Genomic DNA, 21,661 nt, shown 5'->3' on the forward strand with positions numbered 1-21,661 from the left:
ACTAATTATGAGTTGTATAATTTCTTCCTGTCTCTTTAATCATGTTAATGATTTCTAGAAGATTATCAATGGTACTTTTTGGGTTGAGCAAGGTGAATTTTAAATATATTTTTCCATCAAACTTTGTACTTGCTATAGAAGCCTGTCCGGATTTAAAAAGTGTATTTTTTATGTAAAGATTGATAGTATCATGTATCGAATCTCTATCGATCCCTGGCGCTTTGTATCTAAAAACCAATGTACTTAGCTCTGGTTTATGAATCATCTCAAAATAGATATCATCTTTGATACTATGATAAAGGTCTAATGCTAAATAATGTACTTTTTCCAGGAATGATCCAATTGTTTTAGCTCCTGTCATTTTTAAGGTAAACCACAATTTTAATGCATCAAACCTTCTGGTGGTCTGAATAGATTTCTCAATTAAGTTGGGACATTCTACATCTCTGTGTTCTAGTGGATTTAGATAATCTGCATAATAGGATACATATTTAAAAAAGTTGGTGTCTTTTACTAAAAAAGCACTTGAACAAACGGGTTGAAACATCGTTTTATGAAAATCTATCGTAACAGAATCTGCTTTTTCAATTCCTTTTAACTGAGATTGGTGTGTTTCTGTTAATACATAACTACCTCCATATGCCCCATCCACATGAAACCATATATCATATTCTTTAGCAATTTTAGAAATGGTATCTAATGGGTCAAAACTTCCAAAATCTGTAGTTCCCGCCGTTGCAACTATAGCTACGGGAATATTTCCTAATTGTTTTTCTTTTTCAATAGCTTGTACCAGGGCTTCTGACTGCATTTTCATTTGACTATCAACAGCAACGGGAATAACTGCATTATATCCCATACCTAAAAGAGCAGCATTTTTCTTTATACTAAAGTGAGCTTTCTCTGAACAGAAAAACCTAAATTTTGAAACGACATCGGACCATCCATTTTCTTTTAGGTTTAATCCAAAGTGATGAAACGCATAGTGATCTCTAGCCATTAAAAGTGCCATAAAATTAGATTGCGTTCCTCCACTAGTAAAAACTCCATCTGATACATCAGGTAATCCAATTTCCGAACAAATCCATCGAATCATTTCTTGTTCAATGAGCGTAGCAGAAGTACTTTGATCCCAAGTTTCTATAGCAGTATTTACTGATGTTGCCATGATATCTCCAACTATCGCTGGAATAAGAACGGGGCAATTAAGGTGCGCTACATAAGTAGGATGATGAAATGATATAGTATGCTCCAGATATAACTCTTTTATTTCCTGTAACGCTTCATCAATAGAAAGTTTAATTTGTGGGTTTGCTTTTATTAGATCAATTTTTGATCGAAGATTATCTGATGATTCACCACTATAAAAGGTGTCATTATCTAAAAAGTCGATAATATAATCAACTGTTTTTTGAATGGATTCTTTGTATATTTCTTTTGATTCGGGATCAAAGAATTGATTAATTTTTTGATCTAATACAAGGTTTGTTTGTGTGTCGAGGAGCATATTATTTTTATTTGATCTAAATAAGTTTTGCAAATGTAGATGCAAGTCAAAATAAATTCATGACGTTTTTAGGATAAAAAAAGACGTAAATTAACAACAGTGCTAAGAATTAATACTGTGGCAATATTTATTAATTATACTCCTAGAATTAGAAAGGTAACAAAAGTGAAATTTCTAGATCAATATTGTTTTTAGCTTGGATCCATTGTTTAACTGATTCTTAAATATTGTTTCGGTTCGATTAAAATATTTGCATAAATGAAACAATTGGGATTGATCTATAAAAACCATTATAAACAAAAATAACCACTTCATTAAGAAGTGGTTATTTGTTGTAGCGGGAAAGATTAAAATATCTAACCAATTATTTGAAGATTCCATATTGGTTTACAATTTCCAAAGAAACTTATTAAACTCTGATAAATAGGTTTTTATATGTGTAAAAATCAGGAATTAATCAAGGTGTTTTTAAAAAATACCCTTAACTGGGTATTTCAACAGATACTTTGTTGTTGTATGTTTATTGTTCTAAACATTTAAAATGAAAAAATTAGCACTTCTTCTCTTATTAATCAATGACCTAATAATATTAGGGCAGAACAAAAAGAACATAACTTTTGATTTAAAGAATAAAAAGTTAAGTATTGATGATAATGATATAAAGTCCGGTGAAAGTTACATCCCGAAGTTTAATTATGTTAACACATCTTTTATGCAAATAAAAATTGTAGAATTTACAAGAACAGAAACTCTATCTGAACTCATGAATAAATTACGTGTAAATTTCCCATGAAAAATACGTTTTTCATTCAAAAACAAGAGATAATTGTTATTTTCATTATGATTTTAAAAGACTTGAACTCCAAATCAATAAAGAAAAGTTCTTCAAAGAAACTTAAATAATTAATTGAGATTTTTATCATAAAATAAAAAAACGTACTAACATTCACATATTAACTATGAATTTTTATAAGTCAAATTCATTGTATAGTCTTCAGACTAAACAACGAAATGAATTCACTAAAGATCTACAGAAGACAATAGCAATACATCCTAATGGACATTTTGTTGATCAATTACTAATTTCAAAACAAACGGAAATTAATACCAATGAGACTCGAGAAGCAAAGGCCAAAATTGCAAAGCTCAAAAATCGTTTAGTAGAAAGTGCAGAGACTATTCCGTTCAATCGTTATCGTTCACTCAAGATCAATTGGGATGATATTATACAGTCGAATATTTACGACAGCAATTTAGAGCTACGTTTTGTAAAAAAAATGTTCGAAGATTCTTGGGGACAAAAGCCTGATGATAAAAAAAGCATTAACAAGTTTTATTACCCAACAATCAATGTTAATGAGTATTATATAGAGCATAATGATACTCAACTTTCATTCTCAAGTTTAGGAATTCCGTCAGTGAAATGGATGGCCTACACAAGGTTATTCAAAAATGGTGATGAGATTTATTTGATGATTGGTAAGGATTTGAATTTTACTATAAGTAATATCGAGGTAGCTCTTGAAAATGTGACCTATATTGCTAAAGTTCATCATTCTGAAAAGTTACCATTTAAGCCTTATGATAATTCTAATCCTAGTTTAATAGATCAACCAGAAATAGAATCTTTTAATGTCAATTCAGATGTTGGTGTCCCTATTCGTATTGGAGAGATTCCTGAGATTGGCCGTATCACTATCCCTCCTCGATATAGAAACATAAGAATCGAAGAAATTAGAGATATTGAAATCCCCAATTTAGATTTAGAATTTTTCAAGTTTGTAGAAAAAATCAGTTCATTTATTCCAGAGGAAGCTCGTATTTCAAAAGCAGGTTTTAAAACTATAATTAATGAATGGGTTAGTCTTGAGGATGCACAATATAAAATTGCTCAAATAATAAAAACCTATAATGCCGATAATTTTGAGTACAAATTATATACTGCAAAAATAGAAAGAAATGAGTATAGAGAAATTTCTATAGGAAAACTAAAATCAGAAGGTGCAGATGAGAACAATAATCATTGGCATACAATATCAGTTCCTAAATTCAAATTTGAAGAAGTCCCTCAAAAATCTACAGTTGTTATAGATATAGTAAGTGATAGACATTATCTTTTAGAGTTTGAAGATGGCTCTAGTTTTATCGAAAATAGTATTACCAGTAATTCAGACTGGGAAAAGGCTTGGGATGAAGATATTGTGAATGTGCAACTACTTCATAAAACAAATGATCATGATGACTCAGGAATTTCTGATCGATATGCAATAGGGAGAAATGAAGCTAGATTAATTTTAGAAAAATATAGGCTACTCAAAGCTGAAGGAGAAGTTCTGGATGATCAAATAAAAATCCTTCAAAAATCTTTCGAATCAACATCTAATGCTGAGTCGATTACTTATGATCGATACACAGACCTAACGTTAAATGCACTATCAAAACGTTTATTGGAACTCAAGAAACGATCTTTAGAGATAAAGCAATTATTGAATGAATTACAATCTGATGCTTCTTCATTAGGATATAAACTGTTTTTAGAAACTCCCACAACAGGTGTTTCAGGTGACTTTTATCAACCATATAAGAACGAACACAAAGCACCAGAGCATATCAAAAACTTAAAAATAAAGAAACCTGAGCCTGGAAATCTATATAAAGTAACTCTGAATAGTCTTATATGGACTGAAAATCACCAGAGAAGAGTAAAAAAGAAAAAACGAAATGGAAGAACATGGAGTGGTAGACGAAAATACAAATGGGTGACTGTAACAATTACTGAAAAAGTAGAGCGTAAGGATTCGTATACAAGCTATATTCCTATTAATCCTGGAGAAGAAATATGGGAAACTCACAAAACACAACTCATTACAAGGGGAAAACATGTACATGTATTAAAAAAAGTAAAAGGAGAATATGTTACCGATAATGGCCCTTCATTAATTGATTTGATGGATCAAGCTATTGTTGATGATGATTTTAGAAAAAATTTAGTAGTCTTCGTGCCAGTTTATGATTATTCATTTTCAGCAGGGAATGTTATCACACATTATGATGTGATTAATAAGCCTATGCCAGGAATAGCGCCAATTTCATTTCCTGAAATACATATTAAAGAGCATTTAGAATATCGAAAAATATTGGCTGGAACAGAGTTAGGAGAATTAAGCAGTAGTATTGCGCTTTCTCCTGGTGAAAAAAGGGAAATAACTTATAAGAGAAGTTTTGAAAACAAACTCGATAAGAGAAAAACAGTCAAAAACTTTTTAGATATTTCAACAGGAAATGAGACCTCTTTCGAACAAAAACTCGAAGATGAAATAAGAACTGAGTCAAATGATAATTCTCAAGATTCATCAGGTTTTAATCTTACAGGTTCCGCCTCTGATGGTTCTAATTCAGGTTCTGCTAGTTATAGTGAAAACAGTAACGATTCCTCTTCATTAAGTGAATTTACTAAAGAATTTGAGTCAACCGCAGATAGAGCAGCACGTAAATATTCAAAATCTATCAAAGAAGAAACAGTTCAAGATTTTTCAGAGGTGATTTCTTCAAGTAATGAAGAATCAGTTTCCATGAGTTTGGAAAATATAAATCAAGGAGTCTCATTAAATTTATTATTTCACAAGCTCTATAATGCTTATTTTGCGGGTACTTTTGTTAAAGATTTTGAGTTGCAAATTACTCATCCCATTGAAATTATTCAGGATTCGGGAATCACACATAAAGTAGTTTTTAACAGAAAAGAAGGAAGAGAATTAAATGATTATTTGAAGGATTTTATACTAACATCATCATTCGGTGTTACTCCTGAAGAAGAAACGGAGATCTTTAAATTAGCATATCAATCTATTGTGCAAGTAATCCACAATGACTATCTCGTAGATCTTGATCATGTATTCGTTAGAAATAAGGAGACATCTTCTTCAACTTCGAATGAAATCATGATTGATTTGAAAATCAAAAATGAACCTATTAATACACATTTTATCAACCTACCAAGCAAAGCCACTTATGTAGACTCTGTACTAGGAGTGAATCCAAGTACAGAACCATATTCTGAGGCCATGAGGGAAGAACAATTGCGAAGAGCATCTATGGAGACAAAACTTATAGAGGCAAAGGCGGCGATATTACATCGTAATTCGCAACTAAGAATCGTAGATGACAATGAATTTTCTATCACCAAAAACGATAACATTGTCCGAATTCAGTTTCTAGAACCACTTTCAGAAGGTAATTGGCTTATCATGTTAGACGATAGAGTATTAGATATAGCGACAAGTCAAGTTCAAGAGATTACACTATCAGATTCAGAAGCCAAATATGAATTGATTAGGGTAGTCGATTTAGTTTACCTGAAAGAAATACCTCAACGAATATAACCTTTCAATATGCATAAAAGTTTAGATCCCGCAATCCAAAGTCATACAGGAGCAGCAATTTCATCAATACAATCTCCAAATAAAAATCTATTATTAAAGGAAAGTGATGTATTGATTGATATTAATATTCTGAATGATATTATTAAAGAAGCAATTAATCAAACTACTCAACCAGGCACTGTTGTTGATGCTTTTAAAGCATACGACTGGCTTAAAAAATACAAAGTAGTATATGAAGAAGTACATGTAAATTTTATCATTATCTCTAGGACTGTTATAAAACATCTCATGGTAAATGCAACGGGAGAAATTAAATTAGTTTTTTTGGAGCTTAATAAAAAAATCGAAGTGACTAAGGTTTCTTATTCGGTTCAACATGTACGAAAAGAGATGAAATCAGTGCCTAAAGCATTTGGTCTTAGTATAGCTCTTGTGGCATCAAAAGTTCCAAAAAGTTTAATTGAAGGAAAAGTTGCAGATGCTGTTGGAGAAGGCGTGATGGTAACAGCAAAATTTTTCTTACAAGAATATATTGCCAAGACCATAGCAATTAAGTCTGCAAAAAGAGTTGTTCTACAAGCTTCAGCAAGATTAATTTTAGCTTCTACAATAAATACTTTAGGGGGAGCTGCAGCTTTAGCTGCTTTTAGTCCAGCCGTAGGCGTTATTGGTGTAATTGCCATAGGAATAGCTGTAGGTACTGGCATTGAAATGTTTGATAAACATTTTAAATTGACTGAAAAAGTGATTAAGGTTTCCAGAAAGATTGATGATAATTTATCTGATCTATATAAAATATTGGTTGAAGAAGGTGGTTTAAAAATACTTGATGGAAACTGGGAAAATTCTGAAATTATAAAAGGTCTAAAAAGTATCCAAAAAATGAATTATCACGATTGGGAAGAAGCTTTTGCTCCTGGAATAACATATTGATAAAAAAAGTTTCTTTCAGTTTTCTGTAGTGACCACCTAGAGAAGTAACAAATATCGGTACTACTAAATAATATAATTTTATTTACAAACAAAACAGGTAAGCTTCTAAAATCTAATTCAATTTAGACGAAAAAAAGATTCTCAGAGCTAAAAACTCAAATTTGCGGTACGTAAATGCGGTACGTAAACGTTAAAAAATGATAATTTTTCAAAAAGAAAAAACGTCTATAAATAAAAATTAAACCTTGAAAATCAATAGATTATACATTGTAGCGAGGACAGGACTCGAACCTGTGTCCGCCTCAGGCGGATATGAGCCCTCTTCAAAAAACAATTCAAAGAAAAAAGCTTCACATTCCTGTGAAGCTTTCGTTTTAGTAGCAAGGACAGGACTCGAACCTGTGTCCGCCTCAGGCGGATATGAGCCCTCTTCAAAAATAAATTCAAAGAAAAAAAGCCTCACATTTCTGTGAAGCTTTCGTTTTAGTAGCGAGGACAGGACTCGAACCTGTGACCTTCGGGTTATGAGCCCGACGAGCTGCCTACTGCTCTACCTCGCGATATATAATTAGTAATTTACTTGTCTCTTAAACTTCGAGTTATGAGCTCGACAAATCACTTATTATCCCTTGCGGACGGCAAATATACAACCTTTTTTAGCTTTACAAAGCATATTTAACAAAAACTAACATTTTTTTTAAAGCTACCTTTCTTACACTCTGATTTTAAATCATATACTAAAATAAAAATAATGGTATTTGCTAAAATCAATATCTTTTTTATCAAATTATCTAAAATTCTAGCTAAAATTGAGATATACTTAAAACTACTCCTCTCTTTATGATTTTATTAGCTGAAATCTATCGTAACTCGTAAATTTACCTCCTTTTTAACATTTTAATAAGAAGATGCGAAATGCATCATCCGTATAGTAGTAAAGATCGCAAAAATGAGTAAGACATTATTTGACAAAGTGTGGGATTCACACGTAGTACGAAACATAGAAAATGGACCTGATGTGTTTTTTATTGATCGCCATTTCATCCACGAAGTAACTAGTCCAGTGGCCTTCTTGGGCATAAAAAGCAGAGGTAATACTGTATTATATCCTGACCGTACTTTTGCAACAGCAGATCATAATACACCAACTATAAATCAACACTTACCTGTAGAAGACCCACTTTCCGCCAATCAACTAAAAGCACTTGAAGAAAATGCTGCAGAATGGGGTATTTCGCATTGGGGATTAGGACATCAGAAAAATGGTATTGTACATGTGGTTGGACCAGAAAATGGCATTACACTTCCAGGGGCAACTATTGTTTGTGGAGATTCTCATACTTCTACACATGGTGCTTTTGGTGCTATCGCTTTTGGCATAGGAACATCAGAAGTAGAAATGGTATTATCTACACAATGTATTATGCAACCTAAGCCAAAGAAAATGAGGATCAATGTTAATGGCGAACTTGGTTTTGGAGTGACACCAAAAGACGTTGCATTATATATTATTTCTCAGTTATCGACTTCTGGTGCTACAGGATATTTTGTTGAGTACGCTGGAGATGTGTTCAGCAACATGACTATGGAAGGTCGTATGACCGTTTGTAACCTTAGTATAGAAATGGGGGCAAGAGGTGGAATGATCGCACCGGACGAAAAAACTTTTGAATATATTAAAGGAAGACCATTAACTCCAAAAGGAGAAGCATGGGATACCGCAATGGAATATTGGCAAACCTTAAAGACAGATGAAGATGCTGTTTTTGATAAAGAACTTACGTTTAATGGAGCTGATATCGAACCTATGATTACCTATGGTACCAATCCAGGAATGGGAATTGGTATTACGAATCATATCCCGGATGCATCAAATGTAGAAGGCGGTGTCGCTACCTACAAAAAATCCTTAGGATATATGGATTTTAATGAAGGAGATGCTATGATCGGTAAACCTGTAGACTACGTATTCCTAGGAAGTTGTACGAATGGTAGGATTGAAGATTTTAGAGCCTTTGCATCTATTATAAAAGGAAAAAAGAAAGCGGAAAACATAACCGCTTGGTTAGTTCCAGGATCTCATGAAGTAGAAGAATTAATCAAAGAAGAAGGAATCTTAGATATTATTACTCAAGCAGGCTTTACGCTTAGAGAACCGGGTTGTTCTGCCTGTCTAGCCATGAACGCTGATAAAATTCCTGCTGGAAAGCTAGCGGTAAGTACGTCTAACAGAAATTTTGAAGGAAGACAAGGACCTGGATCCAGAACTTTACTAGCCAGTCCTCTTGTTGCAGCTGCAACAGCAGTTACCGGTGTAGTAACTGATCCTAGAACACTTTTAGAAGAAGTAATAAACTAAATCAGAATTAATTACACATTCCTATAACCTTTTCTCCTTTTGGGAGAAATAAGAATGAGGGATTTAAAAGAAGAAGCATTAGCATAACATTAATTTAGAATTGGAATACTGAAATCGTAATTCTCAATTCATAATTCGTAATTAAAAAATGGCATACGATAAATTCAATATAGTAACCTCTACAGCAGTACCATTACCAATAGAGAATGTAGACACTGATCAGATTATTCCTGCACGTTTTCTTAAAGCAACAGAACGTAAAGGTTTTGGAGACAACCTTTTTAGAGACTGGAGATATCATAATGATAACACCCAAAAAGAAGACTTTATATTAAACAATCCAACCTATAGTGGAAAAATTCTTGTAGGTGGTAAAAATTTTGGGTCCGGATCTTCTCGTGAACACGCTGCCTGGGCAGTATATGATTATGGGTTCAGATGTGTAGTTTCTAGTTTTTTTGCAGACATTTTCAAAGGTAATTGCCTTAATATTGGTGTTTTACCCGTTCAGGTAAGTCCAGAATTTTTAGAAAAAATATTCGAAGCTATTGACACAAATCCTGATACAGAAATCGAAGTAAACTTACCACAGCAAACGATTACGATCAAAACTTCTGGTGAGTCGGAATCCTTTGACATTAATAGTTATAAAAAAGAGAACATGCTGAACGGATATGATGATATCGATTATCTGACTAAAATAAAATCAGAAATTCAGAAATTCGCAACTACGCGTCCTTTTTAAAGATAATTTGGGTATTTCTGATAAGGTGAAACTATCTGCATTACAGTAAAGGCAAGTCCGTTATATCGAGCCCTGAGCGAAGTCGAAGGGCTAACGCAAAAACAAATCACATGAGCATACGATCAATGGAAATCATGGACACTACGCTCCGAGATGGTGAACAAACCTCTGGGATATCGTTTTCTGCTTCAGAAAAACTAACAATCGCACGTCTTCTTATTGAAGAATTGAGTGTAGATCGTATCGAAGTTGCATCTGCTCGCGTTTCCGAAGGTGAGTTTGAAGCGGTTAAAAACATTATTGATTGGGCTAACGAAAATGGATATATTGATCAAGTAGAAATACTAACTTTTGTGGATAATGGTAAATCCATACAATGGATGAAAGATACTGGAGCGAAAGTTCAGAATCTTCTTACTAAAGGATCTCTAAATCATCTCACATATCAGTTAAAAAAAACTCCCGAACAGCATTTTGAGGATATAGCTTTAGCTTTTCAGCAAGCAGCGCAAGAAGATATCATCACCAATGTGTATTTAGAGGATTGGAGCAACGGTATGCGCAACTCTCCTGAGTATGTATACCAATTCCTTGATTTTTTGACGACACAACCAGTAAAAAGAGTATTGTTACCTGATACCTTAGGAGTTCTTATTCCTTCTGAGACATATACATACATATCCGCTTTACGAAAGAAATATCCTGAACTACATTTTGACTTTCACGCACATAATGATTATGATCTTGGAGTTGCCAATGCTATCGAAGGAGTAAAAGCTGGAGTTAACGGCTTACACCTTACTATGAATGGCATGGGAGAACGTGCAGGAAATGCTCCTCTAGCGAGTGTAGTAGCAGTAATTAACGACTATCTTCCAGAAGTCGCTATCAATGTAAAAGAATCTGCCCTGTATAAAGTTAGTAAACTAGTAGAAACATTTTCCGGATTTAAAATCCCTGCCAATAAACCGGTAGTAGGAGATAATGTGTTTACGCAAACAGCAGGAATCCATGCTGATGGAGATAATAAACACAATCTATATTTTAATGATTTGATGCCGGAGCGTTTTGGACGAAAACGTAAATATGCATTAGGAAAAACTTCGGGGAAAGCTAATATTGAAAAAAACCTTCAGGAATTAGGTCTAAAATTGAGTCCAGAAGATATCAAAAAAGTCACTCAGAAAATTATTAAACTAGGGGATAAAAAGGAAGTCGTAACTCAAGAAGATTTACCATATATCATTTCGGATGTATTGGACAGTAAATTGTATCAAGACAAAGTGAAAATCAAATCTTATGTCCTAAATCATGCAAAAGGCCTAAAACCTTCTGCAACGCTTGCTATCAAAATGGATGATGAAGTGATCGAGCAACATGCACAAGGTGATGGACAATATGATGCGTTTATAAATGCATTAGAGAAAGTATATAAACAAAAAAACAAGACACTGCCAAAACTTATTGATTATGCCGTTCGGATTCCTCCAGGAAGTAATTCTGACGCGCTATGCGAAACCGTTATCACCTGGAAAACTGAGGCAAAAGAATTTGTTACCAGAGGACTAGATTCCGATCAAACTGTTTCTGCTATCAAAGCAACAGAAAAAATGCTGAATATTATTGAATTATAATTTTAGCATATATCTCGGTTACATTGAGCGGAGTAGAAATGTATCGATTTTTGAATATAACATCTCTCGACTCCGCTCGAGATGACAGTAACTTAATAAAATAGAATTTAGAATAAAAGAAAAGAATGGAATTAAACATAGCACTACTAGCCGGAGATGGCATTGGACCAGAAGTTATAGATCAAGCAGTAAAAGTTTGCGATGCTGTTGCAAAAAAATATGAGCATAAAATTAATTGGACATCAGCATTAACAGGGGCTGCCGCTATCGATGCGGTAGGAGAGCCTTATCCCGATGAAACTCACGAGATTTGTGCAAATGCAGACGCCGTATTATTTGGAGCAATCGGTCATCCTAGGTTTGACAATGATCCTTCGGCAAAAGTTCGTCCGGAACAGGGATTACTAAAAATGCGTCAGAAATTAGGATTATTTGCCAATGTAAGACCCACTTTTACTTTTCCTTCATTAATTGACAAATCTCCTCTTAAACAAGAACGAATTGAAGGAACCGATTTAGTATTTCTTCGTGAATTAACCAGTGGCATCTATTTCGGAAAAAGAGGAAGAGAAGACAATGGAGATACTGCCTATGATACTTGTACGTATACTAGAGAAGAAGTAAAGCGTTTGGCCAAAAAAGGATTTGAGATGGCGATGACACGTAGCAAAAAGTTATGCTGTGTAGATAAAGCCAATGTTCTGGAATCTTCTCGTTTATGGAGAGAAACGGTACAAGCTATGGAAAAAGACTATCCTGAAGTGGAGGTAAGTTATGAGTTTGTAGATGCCGTAGCCATGCGACTGGTGCAATGGCCTAATTCGTATGATGTATTAATCACAGAGAATCTATTCGGAGATATTCTTACCGATGAAGCTTCTGTGATATCAGGATCTATGGGATTAATGCCTTCTGCTTCTTTGGGAGAAAAAACAGCGTTGTTTGAACCTATCCATGGATCATACCCGCAAGCCGCTGGAAAAGATATCGCTAATCCACTAGCAACGGTATTATCCGCAGCAATGATGTTCGAAACTGCTTTTGGACTTAATGAAGAAGCACAAACTATCAGAAATGTTGTAGATAAATCACTAAACGAAGGTGTTGTTACTGAAGATTTAGCTGGAGATCAAAAAGCCTACAAAACCAGTGAAGTAGGCGATTGGTTGGTAGATAATATATAAAACACCAAACCTCACAGGTCTCAAAGACCTGTGAGGTTTAATGCAACAGTAATTACTGTTCAATACTTAAGGCTTCAAAAGATACTAATTCTTGATCTTCGAATCTTGATTGCACCATAATCGGATTACAACAAACTTCGCAATCCTCTACATATTCTTGATTAGAAACTGAAACATCTAATAGCATGGATATCTCCTCCCAACAATAAGGGCATTGAAAAAAATGTTCGAACATTATATTAATAGTTATGAATTCATTCTAAATACACTTATTCTGGATCAGCAAAACTATCGAGCATATCTTTTCGATCAATAACCCTATTCTCGATAGTTCTACATAGCCTATCGAAGTGCACTACTCCTTACCTTAAGTCGACGTACTCGAATTGATGGATGTTAGGTTATTCTACCTAGAACTCAATATTCAACAATTGGCCTGTAAGTTGCAGCAATTGTAATTCGGCTAGCTTTGCATCATATTTTGCCAATGTTTTATTGGTTTGGGCTTGTATAAGGTTAATTTGAGCTTGCCTAAATTCTATAGAGGTGATTTGACCAAGGTTAAATCGTTCTTTAGATCGATCAAAATTGTTTTGATTAGTAAGAACATTTTGCTGCTGAATTTCATAAACTTTTAAGCGATTCTTATAATTACCCAAAGCATTAGCAATATCTCTTTTTACCTGTTGCTCTACTTGAATTTTTGCCAATTCCTGATTATCTAAAGCAATTTTGGCATTCTTAACTCTTGTGATGGTACCACCACCATCAAAAAGATTCCAACTTAAACTCACACCACCTGCTAATGTATAAGTATCTGCAACATTACCCGGAAAAAAAGCAGAAGGTGGATTCCTGTTTTCGTTCCAGCCATATGAACCAGTTAGGCCTATAACTGGCAAATAGCCTGACTTACTAACTTTTAGATCGTAGTCACTTATCCTAATGTTACTTTCATTTTGTAATAGCGTCACATTATTTTCAATAGACTTTTCTAAATAACTATCTATCTCTAGTCTTGAAGTAAAGTTCACTATAGTATCTACAGTAAACTCTATTTCTAGTTCATTATCCACAATAATATTAAGATCTCGTTTCGTATTAATCAACTGTTGTCTTGTATTTAATAAATTAATACTATCATTCGCTACGTCTACTTCCGCATTCAATACATTCAATTTTGTATTCTGCCCATATTCAAACTGATAGTTGGATCTAGTTACTCTTTCCTTAGAAATCCTAAGTGTCTCCTCGAGAACCTGTTCATTCTCTGTCAATCTAGCGACTTCATAATACACGGAGAACAATTGTAATATCGTATTCTCAATAGTTTCTCTTGCTTGCAATTCTGTCAAATTATATTGCTCTTTTAATCTTTTGTAATTATAAAATCGCCCCAAGCCATCAAACAAGGTATAATTGAAATTAAGCGAAGCATTATATCTTTGTGTTTCAGCGCCATCTATTTCAATATCTTCTCTTGGCAGACCTGTGTCTGGGTTAATTACTCCGGGAAATGAAGTAGTAGAGGATGCGTCCTGATAATTTGCTCCTGCATTAGCTGCCAGTGTAGGTAAATACCCTGAGTTTAATATTCCTTTATTATTTTTAGCTGCCTCGATATTATTGGTGGCTATTAGAATTCCATAGTTGTTTTCTAACGTCAATCGAATTGCTTCTTGTTTTGTTAATTTTTGGGCAAAAGCGTTACCGCCAGCCATAAACAAAAACAAGATCAATCCTGCTATATATCTATGCTTGTAATTCATGTTCCTCCTTTTGTTCTTTTATAGCACGTTCTACTTCTTCTTTGGTAATTTTATTTCCTGTAGCCAACCACTTAGTCCCTACTTTTACTTTATTACTAAATGATAAAAATAGCGGCAATACTAATAAGGTAAGTACTGTGGCAAAACCAATTCCGTATGCTATAGAAATTGCCATAGGAATCAAGAATTTTGCTTGACGACTTTCTTCAAAAATTAATGGTGCCAATCCTGCAATAGTGGTTAAAGAAGTTAGAAAAATGGCTCTAAAACGAGATTTTCCTGCCTCATAAATAGCGCTATCAAATGTCATCCCAGCTCGTAAATTACTATTAAACTTACCTATGAGTACCAAACCATCATTCACCATAATACCAATTAACGCTATAATTCCCAATAGTGATAATATATTGATAGGAAAACCATGAACCCAATGTCCAAATGCAACTGCTGGAAGACTTAACGGAATAAGAAGTAAAAGCAACAAAGGTTGGCTGTAACTTCTAAATGTAAATGCAATCGTAATATAGATTAAAGCTAATGCAGTAAGACCAACAGGGCCTAAAGATCCTAGAAATTTTCCAGCTTCTCGATTCTGTCCTTCGTATGAAGGTGTTACCGTGGGGTATTTCGCAATAATCTCAGGCATAATTATCGTACGAATTTCTTCTAGTACGTCTGTAGAACTTGTAGTCTCAGGATTTTTTAAGTCGGCAGAAATCTGAACTTCTCTTCTTCCATCAAGGTGATTAACGGATACATCTCCTCTCTCGATCGAATAATCGACAATCTCACTGATCGGTATCCTTTCACCGGTTGAAGTAGAAATTCTCATATTATCGAGATCCAGAATCGAAGATCTATTTTCTCTGTCGTAACGAACCCAAACACGTATCTCATCCTGACCTCTTTGGAACCGTTGTGCCTGCACTCCAAAGAACCCTCCTCTTACTTGAGACATGACGTCTTGCAAATTAAGACCAAGCGCATACGCATTTTCTTTTAGTTCTAGTCGAATCTCCTTTATCCCTGCAGGATCATTATCCGCAACATCCTTCAGCCTGGAATCATTTTCTAGAACTGTTTTAAATTCTTGTTTCGCTGCTTTTAATTCTTTAATATTACTTCCTAGTAATGAAACAGAAACCGGACTTCCCCCAAAATTCCCGCCAGAACCAAAAATTAATCGTTCAGTTCCAAAAACAGGACCTACTTTTTCTCGTATTCGGTTTGCAACCAATCCAGAGTTTACCTCATTTGGTCGTTCTTGCCCTGGTAACATATTGATACGTAAAGAAGCATTAGAAGAAGAGTTCACACTTCTGATTACATTTTCGAATAACTGTTTTCCTTCGTAATCTTCACCAACTAAAAATTCTTCACTCAGCTCTTTATTCACAAGCCAGGCTCTTTCTTCTATCATAGAAATAATAGAATCGGTTATTTTTTCATTAGTCCCATTAGGCATCCCTAGATCTATAGAAATTACATCACTGGCAATACGAGGAAAGAATGCGGTTCTTACGATTCCTCCTCCGATACTTCCTACGGTAAGGATGAGTATAACTATAAATATTGAAAAGGTGAAAAGTTTATTTTTTAGTGAAAAACTAAGCATCGGGCTATACACATTATCTCGAAGCCATCTCATGATTTTATCACCAAAAGTATTGATATAACGAAGCTTAGAAAACAGCTTTCCAATTCCTCTTTTAGGTTTTTTATCCTCAGCCTTCAAAGCCTTGGAGTGGGCTAAATGGGCAGGAAGAATAATTAATGCTTCTATCAATGATACTCCAAGAGTAAGAATTACTATAACCGATACTTCTCCAAAAAAATCACCAATACGACCATCTAAAAACAAGAAGATTCCGAAAGCTATTATAGTAGTCAAAATTGCAGAAACTATTGGAGGAATCACCTCCATTGTTCCATCGATAGCAGCTTGAACAGGGCTTTTCCCTTTTTCATAATGTTGGTATATATTTTCGGCAATTACGATACCATCATCTACCAAGATACCGATTACAATAATCATCCCAAAGAGCGATAATACATTAATAGTTACGTTAAAATATCCAGCCAACACAAACATCCCTAAAAATGCAATCGGTAATCCAAATGCTACCCAAAACGCTAAACGAGTATTCAAAAACAACGATAAGAATATAAGTACCAGTATCATTCCAATAATTGCATTTTCCGTAAGCAATTTGGTACGTTGTACTAACGTGATAGAACGATCGCTAATCACATTAAGCTGAACATTGTTATACTTCTGATTAAACTGTTCTATATATTCTTTAGTCTTCTCTGCTGAAGAAATCAGATCTTCTGTATTAGTACTCGTTATCTGAACATTAACTGAAAGATTGCCATTAAAATAAGTGGCATTAGGAGATTCTGAGAAACGATCTCTAATCTCTGCAACATCTTTAAGCCTAATTGTACGGCCAGATGCATCTGCGCGAATAATAAGATTAGAAAGTTCATTTGCATAATATGATCTATTATTCGCTCGAATAAGGTATTCTTCCGCATTGGTCTTAATAGTACCTCCTGTAGTCAATATATTTGCTTGGCTTACGGCCTGAGCTACTTCATTAAAACTAAGTCTAAAGGCTAGCAAATCATTTTCGTTTACCGCGATTTCTATTTCTTCGTCGGGATAACCGCTAATTGTAATCTGAGAGATGCCGTCTATTGCTCTAAGATCATTTTCTATCTGTCTGGCAATCTGTTTTAAAGTAACCAAAGGTATATCAGTACCACTTATGGCAAAATCTATTGTAGGCCTAATTGCTTCTTGTTTAGAAGTTACGATAGGTTCCATTCCTGTAGGAAATGAAGGTACTCTATCTACCGCATTTTTAACTTCGAGCAACATAAAATCAATATCTTTTCCTTTTTCAATTTCGACATTGATATTTCCACTATTCTCTCTGGAAGTTGAAGTTACGCGTTCCACTCCCTCCAAACCTTTAAGGTTATCTTCTACTTTAAGTATTATCCCTTCTTCGATCTCCAATGGAGAAGCACCAGGATAGACAACGCTTATATTGATGTTTTTAGAATCTGTAAGTGGAAAAAACGATGACTTGAGCGAGAGTGCTCCAAATATTCCAAAAGCAATAAAAGCAATGACAATTACATCTACAGCAACATGGTATCTAATAAAATAAGAGATAATCTTACGCATAACTACTGTTTTGAATTAGCATTACCAACTTTACTACCAGCAGTTGATGATTTCCTTTCTTTGTCTTGATATATTTTTACCAACATTCCGGCATATGCTCCAGGTACTGGTTTATTAAGAATAACATCTCCATCTGGAATTCCTTTCAGGATAACTTTCTTATCTGAAAAATGAACAGGCTGTACGTCAATCATATCTAAGATACTATCCCTAACTACAAAAACTCTATCTCCATCCTGAAGCAAATTACGATCAATTTCTATAGCGTTCCTGGCTTTTCTGGCATTCAGGTTGGCCTCCAGATACATTCCTTCTTTTAGTGAGGAGTCTTTGACTTCAATAAAAGTAGTAATCGTTTGTGTGGCTTGATCTACTCTTCCGTTTATTCGGGTTACGACGCCTGTATATGTCTTAGATTTATTTAGATCCGAAAGCACTACAGATTCTCCTATTTTTAGTAAATCCGAATATTCCTTTCCTATCGCTACTTCAATCTCATAGGCACTGGTATCTATATATTCTCCTAGCTTTTGCCCTTGACGAATTAGTGTTCCTTCTGTGACTAAAGCCTCTGTAAGTACTCCAGAAAATGGTGCAGAAATCCTATACTTAGACAAGCGTTGTTCTAGGTTCTTTACATTATAATATGTTGTGTAGATATTTCGACCTGTAATAAAATATTTTTCTTTTTCTGATCCAGTTTCAGGAAGTTCTGGTGTTACTTTATTTATATCAAAATTGGTAAGATAGCTTTGCCATTTATCAAAGATCTCTGGATAATCTAAGCGTAAATCCGGCATTATTGAAGTAATCAAGTTATATAAATTACTTTTTGCAGATTGTACAGAAGCATAATATTCTGAGGCATCTATTCTGATTAATGTTTGGCCTTTTTGATATTGCTGGCCGGTTTTAAACAGTTTAGTTCCTCCTCGAAATACTCCTTGAACTTCAGAAAACAACTCTAATCTTCTTTTTGCAGTTAAATTACCACTAGCAGCGATCTTAATTGGGACTGTACCGTTTTTAATAGTGTCTACAAAAACGGTTTTAATCACCTTTGCAGATCTAGGCTTAACTCTGGTTTTACTATCAATAAGCTTTTTTGCTCCAAATAAAGCTACTGCTATAAGTAATAATCCAAGGATAGAAAGTATTACATTTCTCATATACAATCGTTTGTTTAAACTTTTAATCTAAAAAGCCTCACAAAACTATCAACAACGAACGTGTGTTGCAGTTAAAGAACTCATAAAAAAAATCACCCTCCTAAAACAAAAAAAAGACATCTAAATATATTAGATGTCTTTTAAATTTTCTTTAAGAATTAATTTATGTTAATCTGCTATTTCAGCGATTTTAACTTTAATCTTTTTAAGCGTAGTTATCAAGTTTTCAATTTCTTCATTGCTCAGACTTTCCTGTACCGCCGGAATTAGGTCATACATAATCGGAGTTACCTTCTCTATCACTTCTTTTCCATGATCTGTAAGAAAAATTCTATTTACTCTTCTATCTTTTTCATCACTTTTTCTTACCACAAGATTTTTACTCTCCATTGTATTTACCAATCTGGTCATAGAAGTCTTATCTCTATGGGTAATAAAAGCCAAATCATTTTGCGGTTGTCCATCTTTAACATTCAAACGCTTAAGAACGCTCCATTGCTCTTTGGATAAATCCAACCCATTTTCACCAAAGGCTTTTTGAACTAAAAACCCAAAATCATAATGAATCTTTCCAACCCAAGATAGTGCGTGAGCATTTAAATCGATGGCTTTTGTATCATTCATACATTGTATAATTTAATTTACGGGTACAAAAATATCTATAAATATTCAGTTGTACCTGAAAGTAACGATAAAAATTATTCTCAAGTATGGGATTTGTTTGATCTTAACATTTAGGTAACACACTCTAATTCAAGGATCTTTAAAAATTGATGCGTTACAATACAATAGTCTTATTTTACATCTCTATTTTTTGAATAATTTTCTAATTTTACACCTAAAACAGAAATTACGATAATGTATCTATTTCTTCTTGTAAAGTTTCCCAATTATCCATCAAAGAAGCTAATTTATCTTTTTTTGCTTGGTATTTATCAAAAAAATCTGGTTCTGCAATTGTCTGATCATAATTGATCGCCAATTCTACGTCTATTTCTTTGATCTCTTTTTCTATCTTATTGATCTTGGATTCTATATTACTTAACTTATTATTAAGTGATTTTAGTTTTTTTTGATTTTCATAAGATTGTTTTGCAGTTTCTTTTGTATCCGAAGTAGACTTAACCTGCTTATCCTTCTTTTCTATATCACGAAGATCATCTACTCGTCTCTGTTCTAAATAATAATCTATATCCCCCAGATACTCTTTTATCTGTTTATTCTTAAATTCATATACAGTATTGGTCAACCCTTGTAGAAAATCTCTATCATGCGACACCAAGATTAATGTACCTTCAAAACTTTTTAACGCCTCCTTCAGAATATTCTTTGACTTAATATCTAAATGGTTTGTCGGCTCATCCATTACCAATACATTAAAAGGCTCTAAAAGCATTTTACACAAAGCCAATCGATTACGTTCACCTCCCGAAAGAACTTTTACTTTTTTATCAACTTCATCGCCTCTAAATAAAAATGCTCCTAACATATCTCGAACTTTACTTCGAGTCTTTTCGTTTGCAGCATTAATCATCGTATCGTGAATAGTTATATCACCTTCCAGATATTCTGATTGATTTTGTGCAAAATATCCTATCTGTACGTTATGACCTAGTTTTAAATTTCCACTATGTGAGATTTCATCAATAATGATTTTAGCAAGCGTAGATTTTCCTTGTCCATTTTGCCCTACAAAGGCCGTTTTTGAACCTCGTTCGACTAATAAATTTATGTCTTTTAAAATCTCTTTTTCTCCATAACTCTTACCCACTTCTTCCGCTTCGATAACGACTTTTCCAGGCTGCACACTTACCGGAAAACTAATATTCATTACAGCATTATCGTCTTCATCAACCTCGATACGTTCTACTTTATCTAATTTTTTAATAAGCGACTGAGCCATAGAAGCTTTTGTAGCTTTTGCTCTAAATTTTTCGATCAGTTTCTCTGTTTGCTCAATTTGCTTGGATTGATTTTTCTGAGCAGCAAGTTGTTGATCTCTTATTTCTTTGCGAAGTACTAAATATTTAGAATACGGTTTATTATAATCATAAATCCTTCCTAATGATATTTCAATTGTTCTATTGGTTACATTATCCAAAAACATTTTATCGTGAGAAACGATAACTACAACTCCTGGATAGTTTTTTAAGAAACTCTCTAACCATATGATAGATTCTATATCTAAATGGTTAGTAGGCTCATCCAATAAAAGAACGTCATTATTCTGTAATAACAATTTTGCTAATTCTATTCTCATACGCCAACCTCCAGAAAAGGTATCTGTAAGCTTACCAAAATCTTCTCTAACAAATCCTAACCCCTGTAATACTCGTTCTGTCTCTCCTTGATAATTATACCCTCCAAGAATCTCATATTGATGTGTATGATCACTTAAATCTGTTATCAGCTGATTATATCCTTCACTTTCATAATCCGTGCGCTCGGCAAGTTGTGCATTAATCTCATCAATCTCTCTCTCTATTTTTTTTATTTCGGTAAAGGCTTCATAGGATTCTTCTAGTACAGTTCTTCCTAAGACAAAATCTATATCTTGTTTTAGAAAACCAATCCTTAACTCCTTATCCATAGCAATCTGACCTGAATCTGGCTCTTGTTCTTTAGATAAAATTTTAAGCATTGTAGATTTTCCTGCACCATTCTTTCCGACTAGTCCTACCCGGTCTCCTGCATTTAATCTAAAGGCTATTTCTTCGAAAAGATATTCTCCTCCAAATGAAATTGAAAGGTTATGTATGTTTAACATTAGCTTTTGAATATTT

Annotated in this window: 14 protein-coding genes and 1 tRNA gene; 7 read left to right on the plus strand and 8 right to left on the minus strand. The window is 34.0% G+C overall.

Annotation, left to right across the window (positions count from 1 at the left end; translation table 11 throughout):
* Position 1: 1 nt before the first annotated feature.
* Positions 2-1,507, minus strand: coding sequence for an aspartate aminotransferase family protein (locus Q0829_RS16330; protein WP_298545105.1), 1,506 nt, complete (start codon positions 1,505-1,507; stop codon positions 2-4).
* Positions 1,508-2,048: 541 nt separating this feature from the next.
* Here Q0829_RS16330 and Q0829_RS16335 point away from each other — a divergent pair.
* The 3 genes from Q0829_RS16335 to Q0829_RS16345 all read left to right on the plus strand — a co-directional run bounded on the left by Q0829_RS16335 (position 2,049) and on the right by Q0829_RS16345 (position 6,822).
* The gene (locus Q0829_RS16335; RefSeq protein ID WP_298545108.1) at positions 2,049-2,300 is read left to right on the plus strand and encodes a hypothetical protein; all 252 of its coding nucleotides are present in this window, start codon (positions 2,049-2,051) and stop codon (positions 2,298-2,300) included.
* Positions 2,301-2,466: 166 nt separating this feature from the next.
* Complete coding sequence (locus Q0829_RS16340; RefSeq protein ID WP_298545110.1) at positions 2,467-5,889, plus strand: hypothetical protein; 3,423 nt, start codon at positions 2,467-2,469, stop codon at positions 5,887-5,889.
* Between the two features lie 9 nt (positions 5,890-5,898).
* Positions 5,899-6,822 (plus strand): hypothetical protein, encoded by a 924-nt coding sequence (locus Q0829_RS16345; protein WP_298545112.1) that lies wholly within the window; start codon positions 5,899-5,901, stop codon positions 6,820-6,822.
* Positions 6,823-7,309: 487 nt separating this feature from the next.
* Here Q0829_RS16345 and Q0829_RS16350 read toward each other — a convergent pair.
* A tRNA-Met gene (locus tag Q0829_RS16350) sits at positions 7,310-7,382 on the minus strand.
* Positions 7,383-7,771: 389 nt separating this feature from the next.
* Here Q0829_RS16350 and leuC point away from each other — a divergent pair.
* From leuC to leuB, 4 genes are all read left to right on the plus strand, one after another.
* Positions 7,772-9,181 (plus strand): 3-isopropylmalate dehydratase large subunit, encoded by a 1,410-nt coding sequence (gene leuC, locus Q0829_RS16355; RefSeq protein WP_298545114.1) that lies wholly within the window; start codon positions 7,772-7,774, stop codon positions 9,179-9,181.
* 148 nt (positions 9,182-9,329) lie between these two features.
* Positions 9,330-9,926: a 3-isopropylmalate dehydratase small subunit gene (gene leuD, locus Q0829_RS16360; protein ID WP_298545117.1), complete on the plus strand. Its 597-nt coding sequence runs from the start codon at positions 9,330-9,332 to the stop codon at positions 9,924-9,926.
* Positions 9,927-10,036: 110 nt separating this feature from the next.
* Positions 10,037-11,560 (plus strand): alpha-isopropylmalate synthase regulatory domain-containing protein, encoded by a 1,524-nt coding sequence (locus Q0829_RS16365; RefSeq protein ID WP_298545120.1) that lies wholly within the window; start codon positions 10,037-10,039, stop codon positions 11,558-11,560.
* Positions 11,561-11,685: 125 nt separating this feature from the next.
* On the plus strand, positions 11,686-12,744 hold the full coding sequence (gene leuB, locus Q0829_RS16370) for a 3-isopropylmalate dehydrogenase (RefSeq protein ID WP_298545122.1): 1,059 nt from the start codon (positions 11,686-11,688) through the stop codon (positions 12,742-12,744).
* A gap of 52 nt (positions 12,745-12,796) precedes the next feature.
* On the opposite strand, the gene Q0829_RS16375 is transcribed toward leuB, so the two are convergent.
* The 6 genes from Q0829_RS16375 to Q0829_RS16400 all read right to left on the minus strand — a co-directional run bounded on the left by Q0829_RS16375 (position 12,797) and on the right by Q0829_RS16400 (position 21,645).
* Positions 12,797-12,979: a CPXCG motif-containing cysteine-rich protein gene (locus Q0829_RS16375; protein ID WP_298545126.1), complete on the minus strand. Its 183-nt coding sequence runs from the start codon at positions 12,977-12,979 to the stop codon at positions 12,797-12,799.
* A gap of 175 nt (positions 12,980-13,154) precedes the next feature.
* Positions 13,155-14,513 carry a TolC family protein gene (locus tag Q0829_RS16380; protein WP_298545128.1) on the minus strand — a complete coding sequence of 453 codons (1,359 nt, stop codon included), beginning with the start codon at positions 14,511-14,513 and terminating at the stop codon, positions 13,155-13,157.
* Positions 14,497-17,709 (minus strand): efflux RND transporter permease subunit, encoded by a 3,213-nt coding sequence (locus Q0829_RS16385; protein ID WP_298545131.1) that lies wholly within the window; start codon positions 17,707-17,709, stop codon positions 14,497-14,499. Before Q0829_RS16385 ends, Q0829_RS16380 begins: the two co-directional genes overlap by 17 nt.
* Before the next feature lie 2 nt (positions 17,710-17,711).
* Positions 17,712-18,878 (minus strand): HlyD family efflux transporter periplasmic adaptor subunit, encoded by a 1,167-nt coding sequence (locus Q0829_RS16390; protein ID WP_298545133.1) that lies wholly within the window; start codon positions 18,876-18,878, stop codon positions 17,712-17,714.
* Between the two features lie 168 nt (positions 18,879-19,046).
* Entirely contained in the window at positions 19,047-19,502 is a 456-nt protein-coding gene (locus tag Q0829_RS16395) for a MarR family transcriptional regulator (RefSeq protein ID WP_298545136.1), read from the minus strand.
* A 226-nt stretch (positions 19,503-19,728) separates the two neighbouring features.
* On the minus strand, positions 19,729-21,645 hold the full coding sequence (locus tag Q0829_RS16400; RefSeq protein WP_298545138.1) for an ABC-F family ATP-binding cassette domain-containing protein: 1,917 nt from the start codon (positions 21,643-21,645) through the stop codon (positions 19,729-19,731).
* Positions 21,646-21,661 lie beyond the last annotated feature (16 nt).

Origin of the sequence: uncultured Aquimarina sp. (assembly GCF_947492405.1) — a bacterium.
Taxonomy (GTDB): domain Bacteria; phylum Bacteroidota; class Bacteroidia; order Flavobacteriales; family Flavobacteriaceae; genus Aquimarina.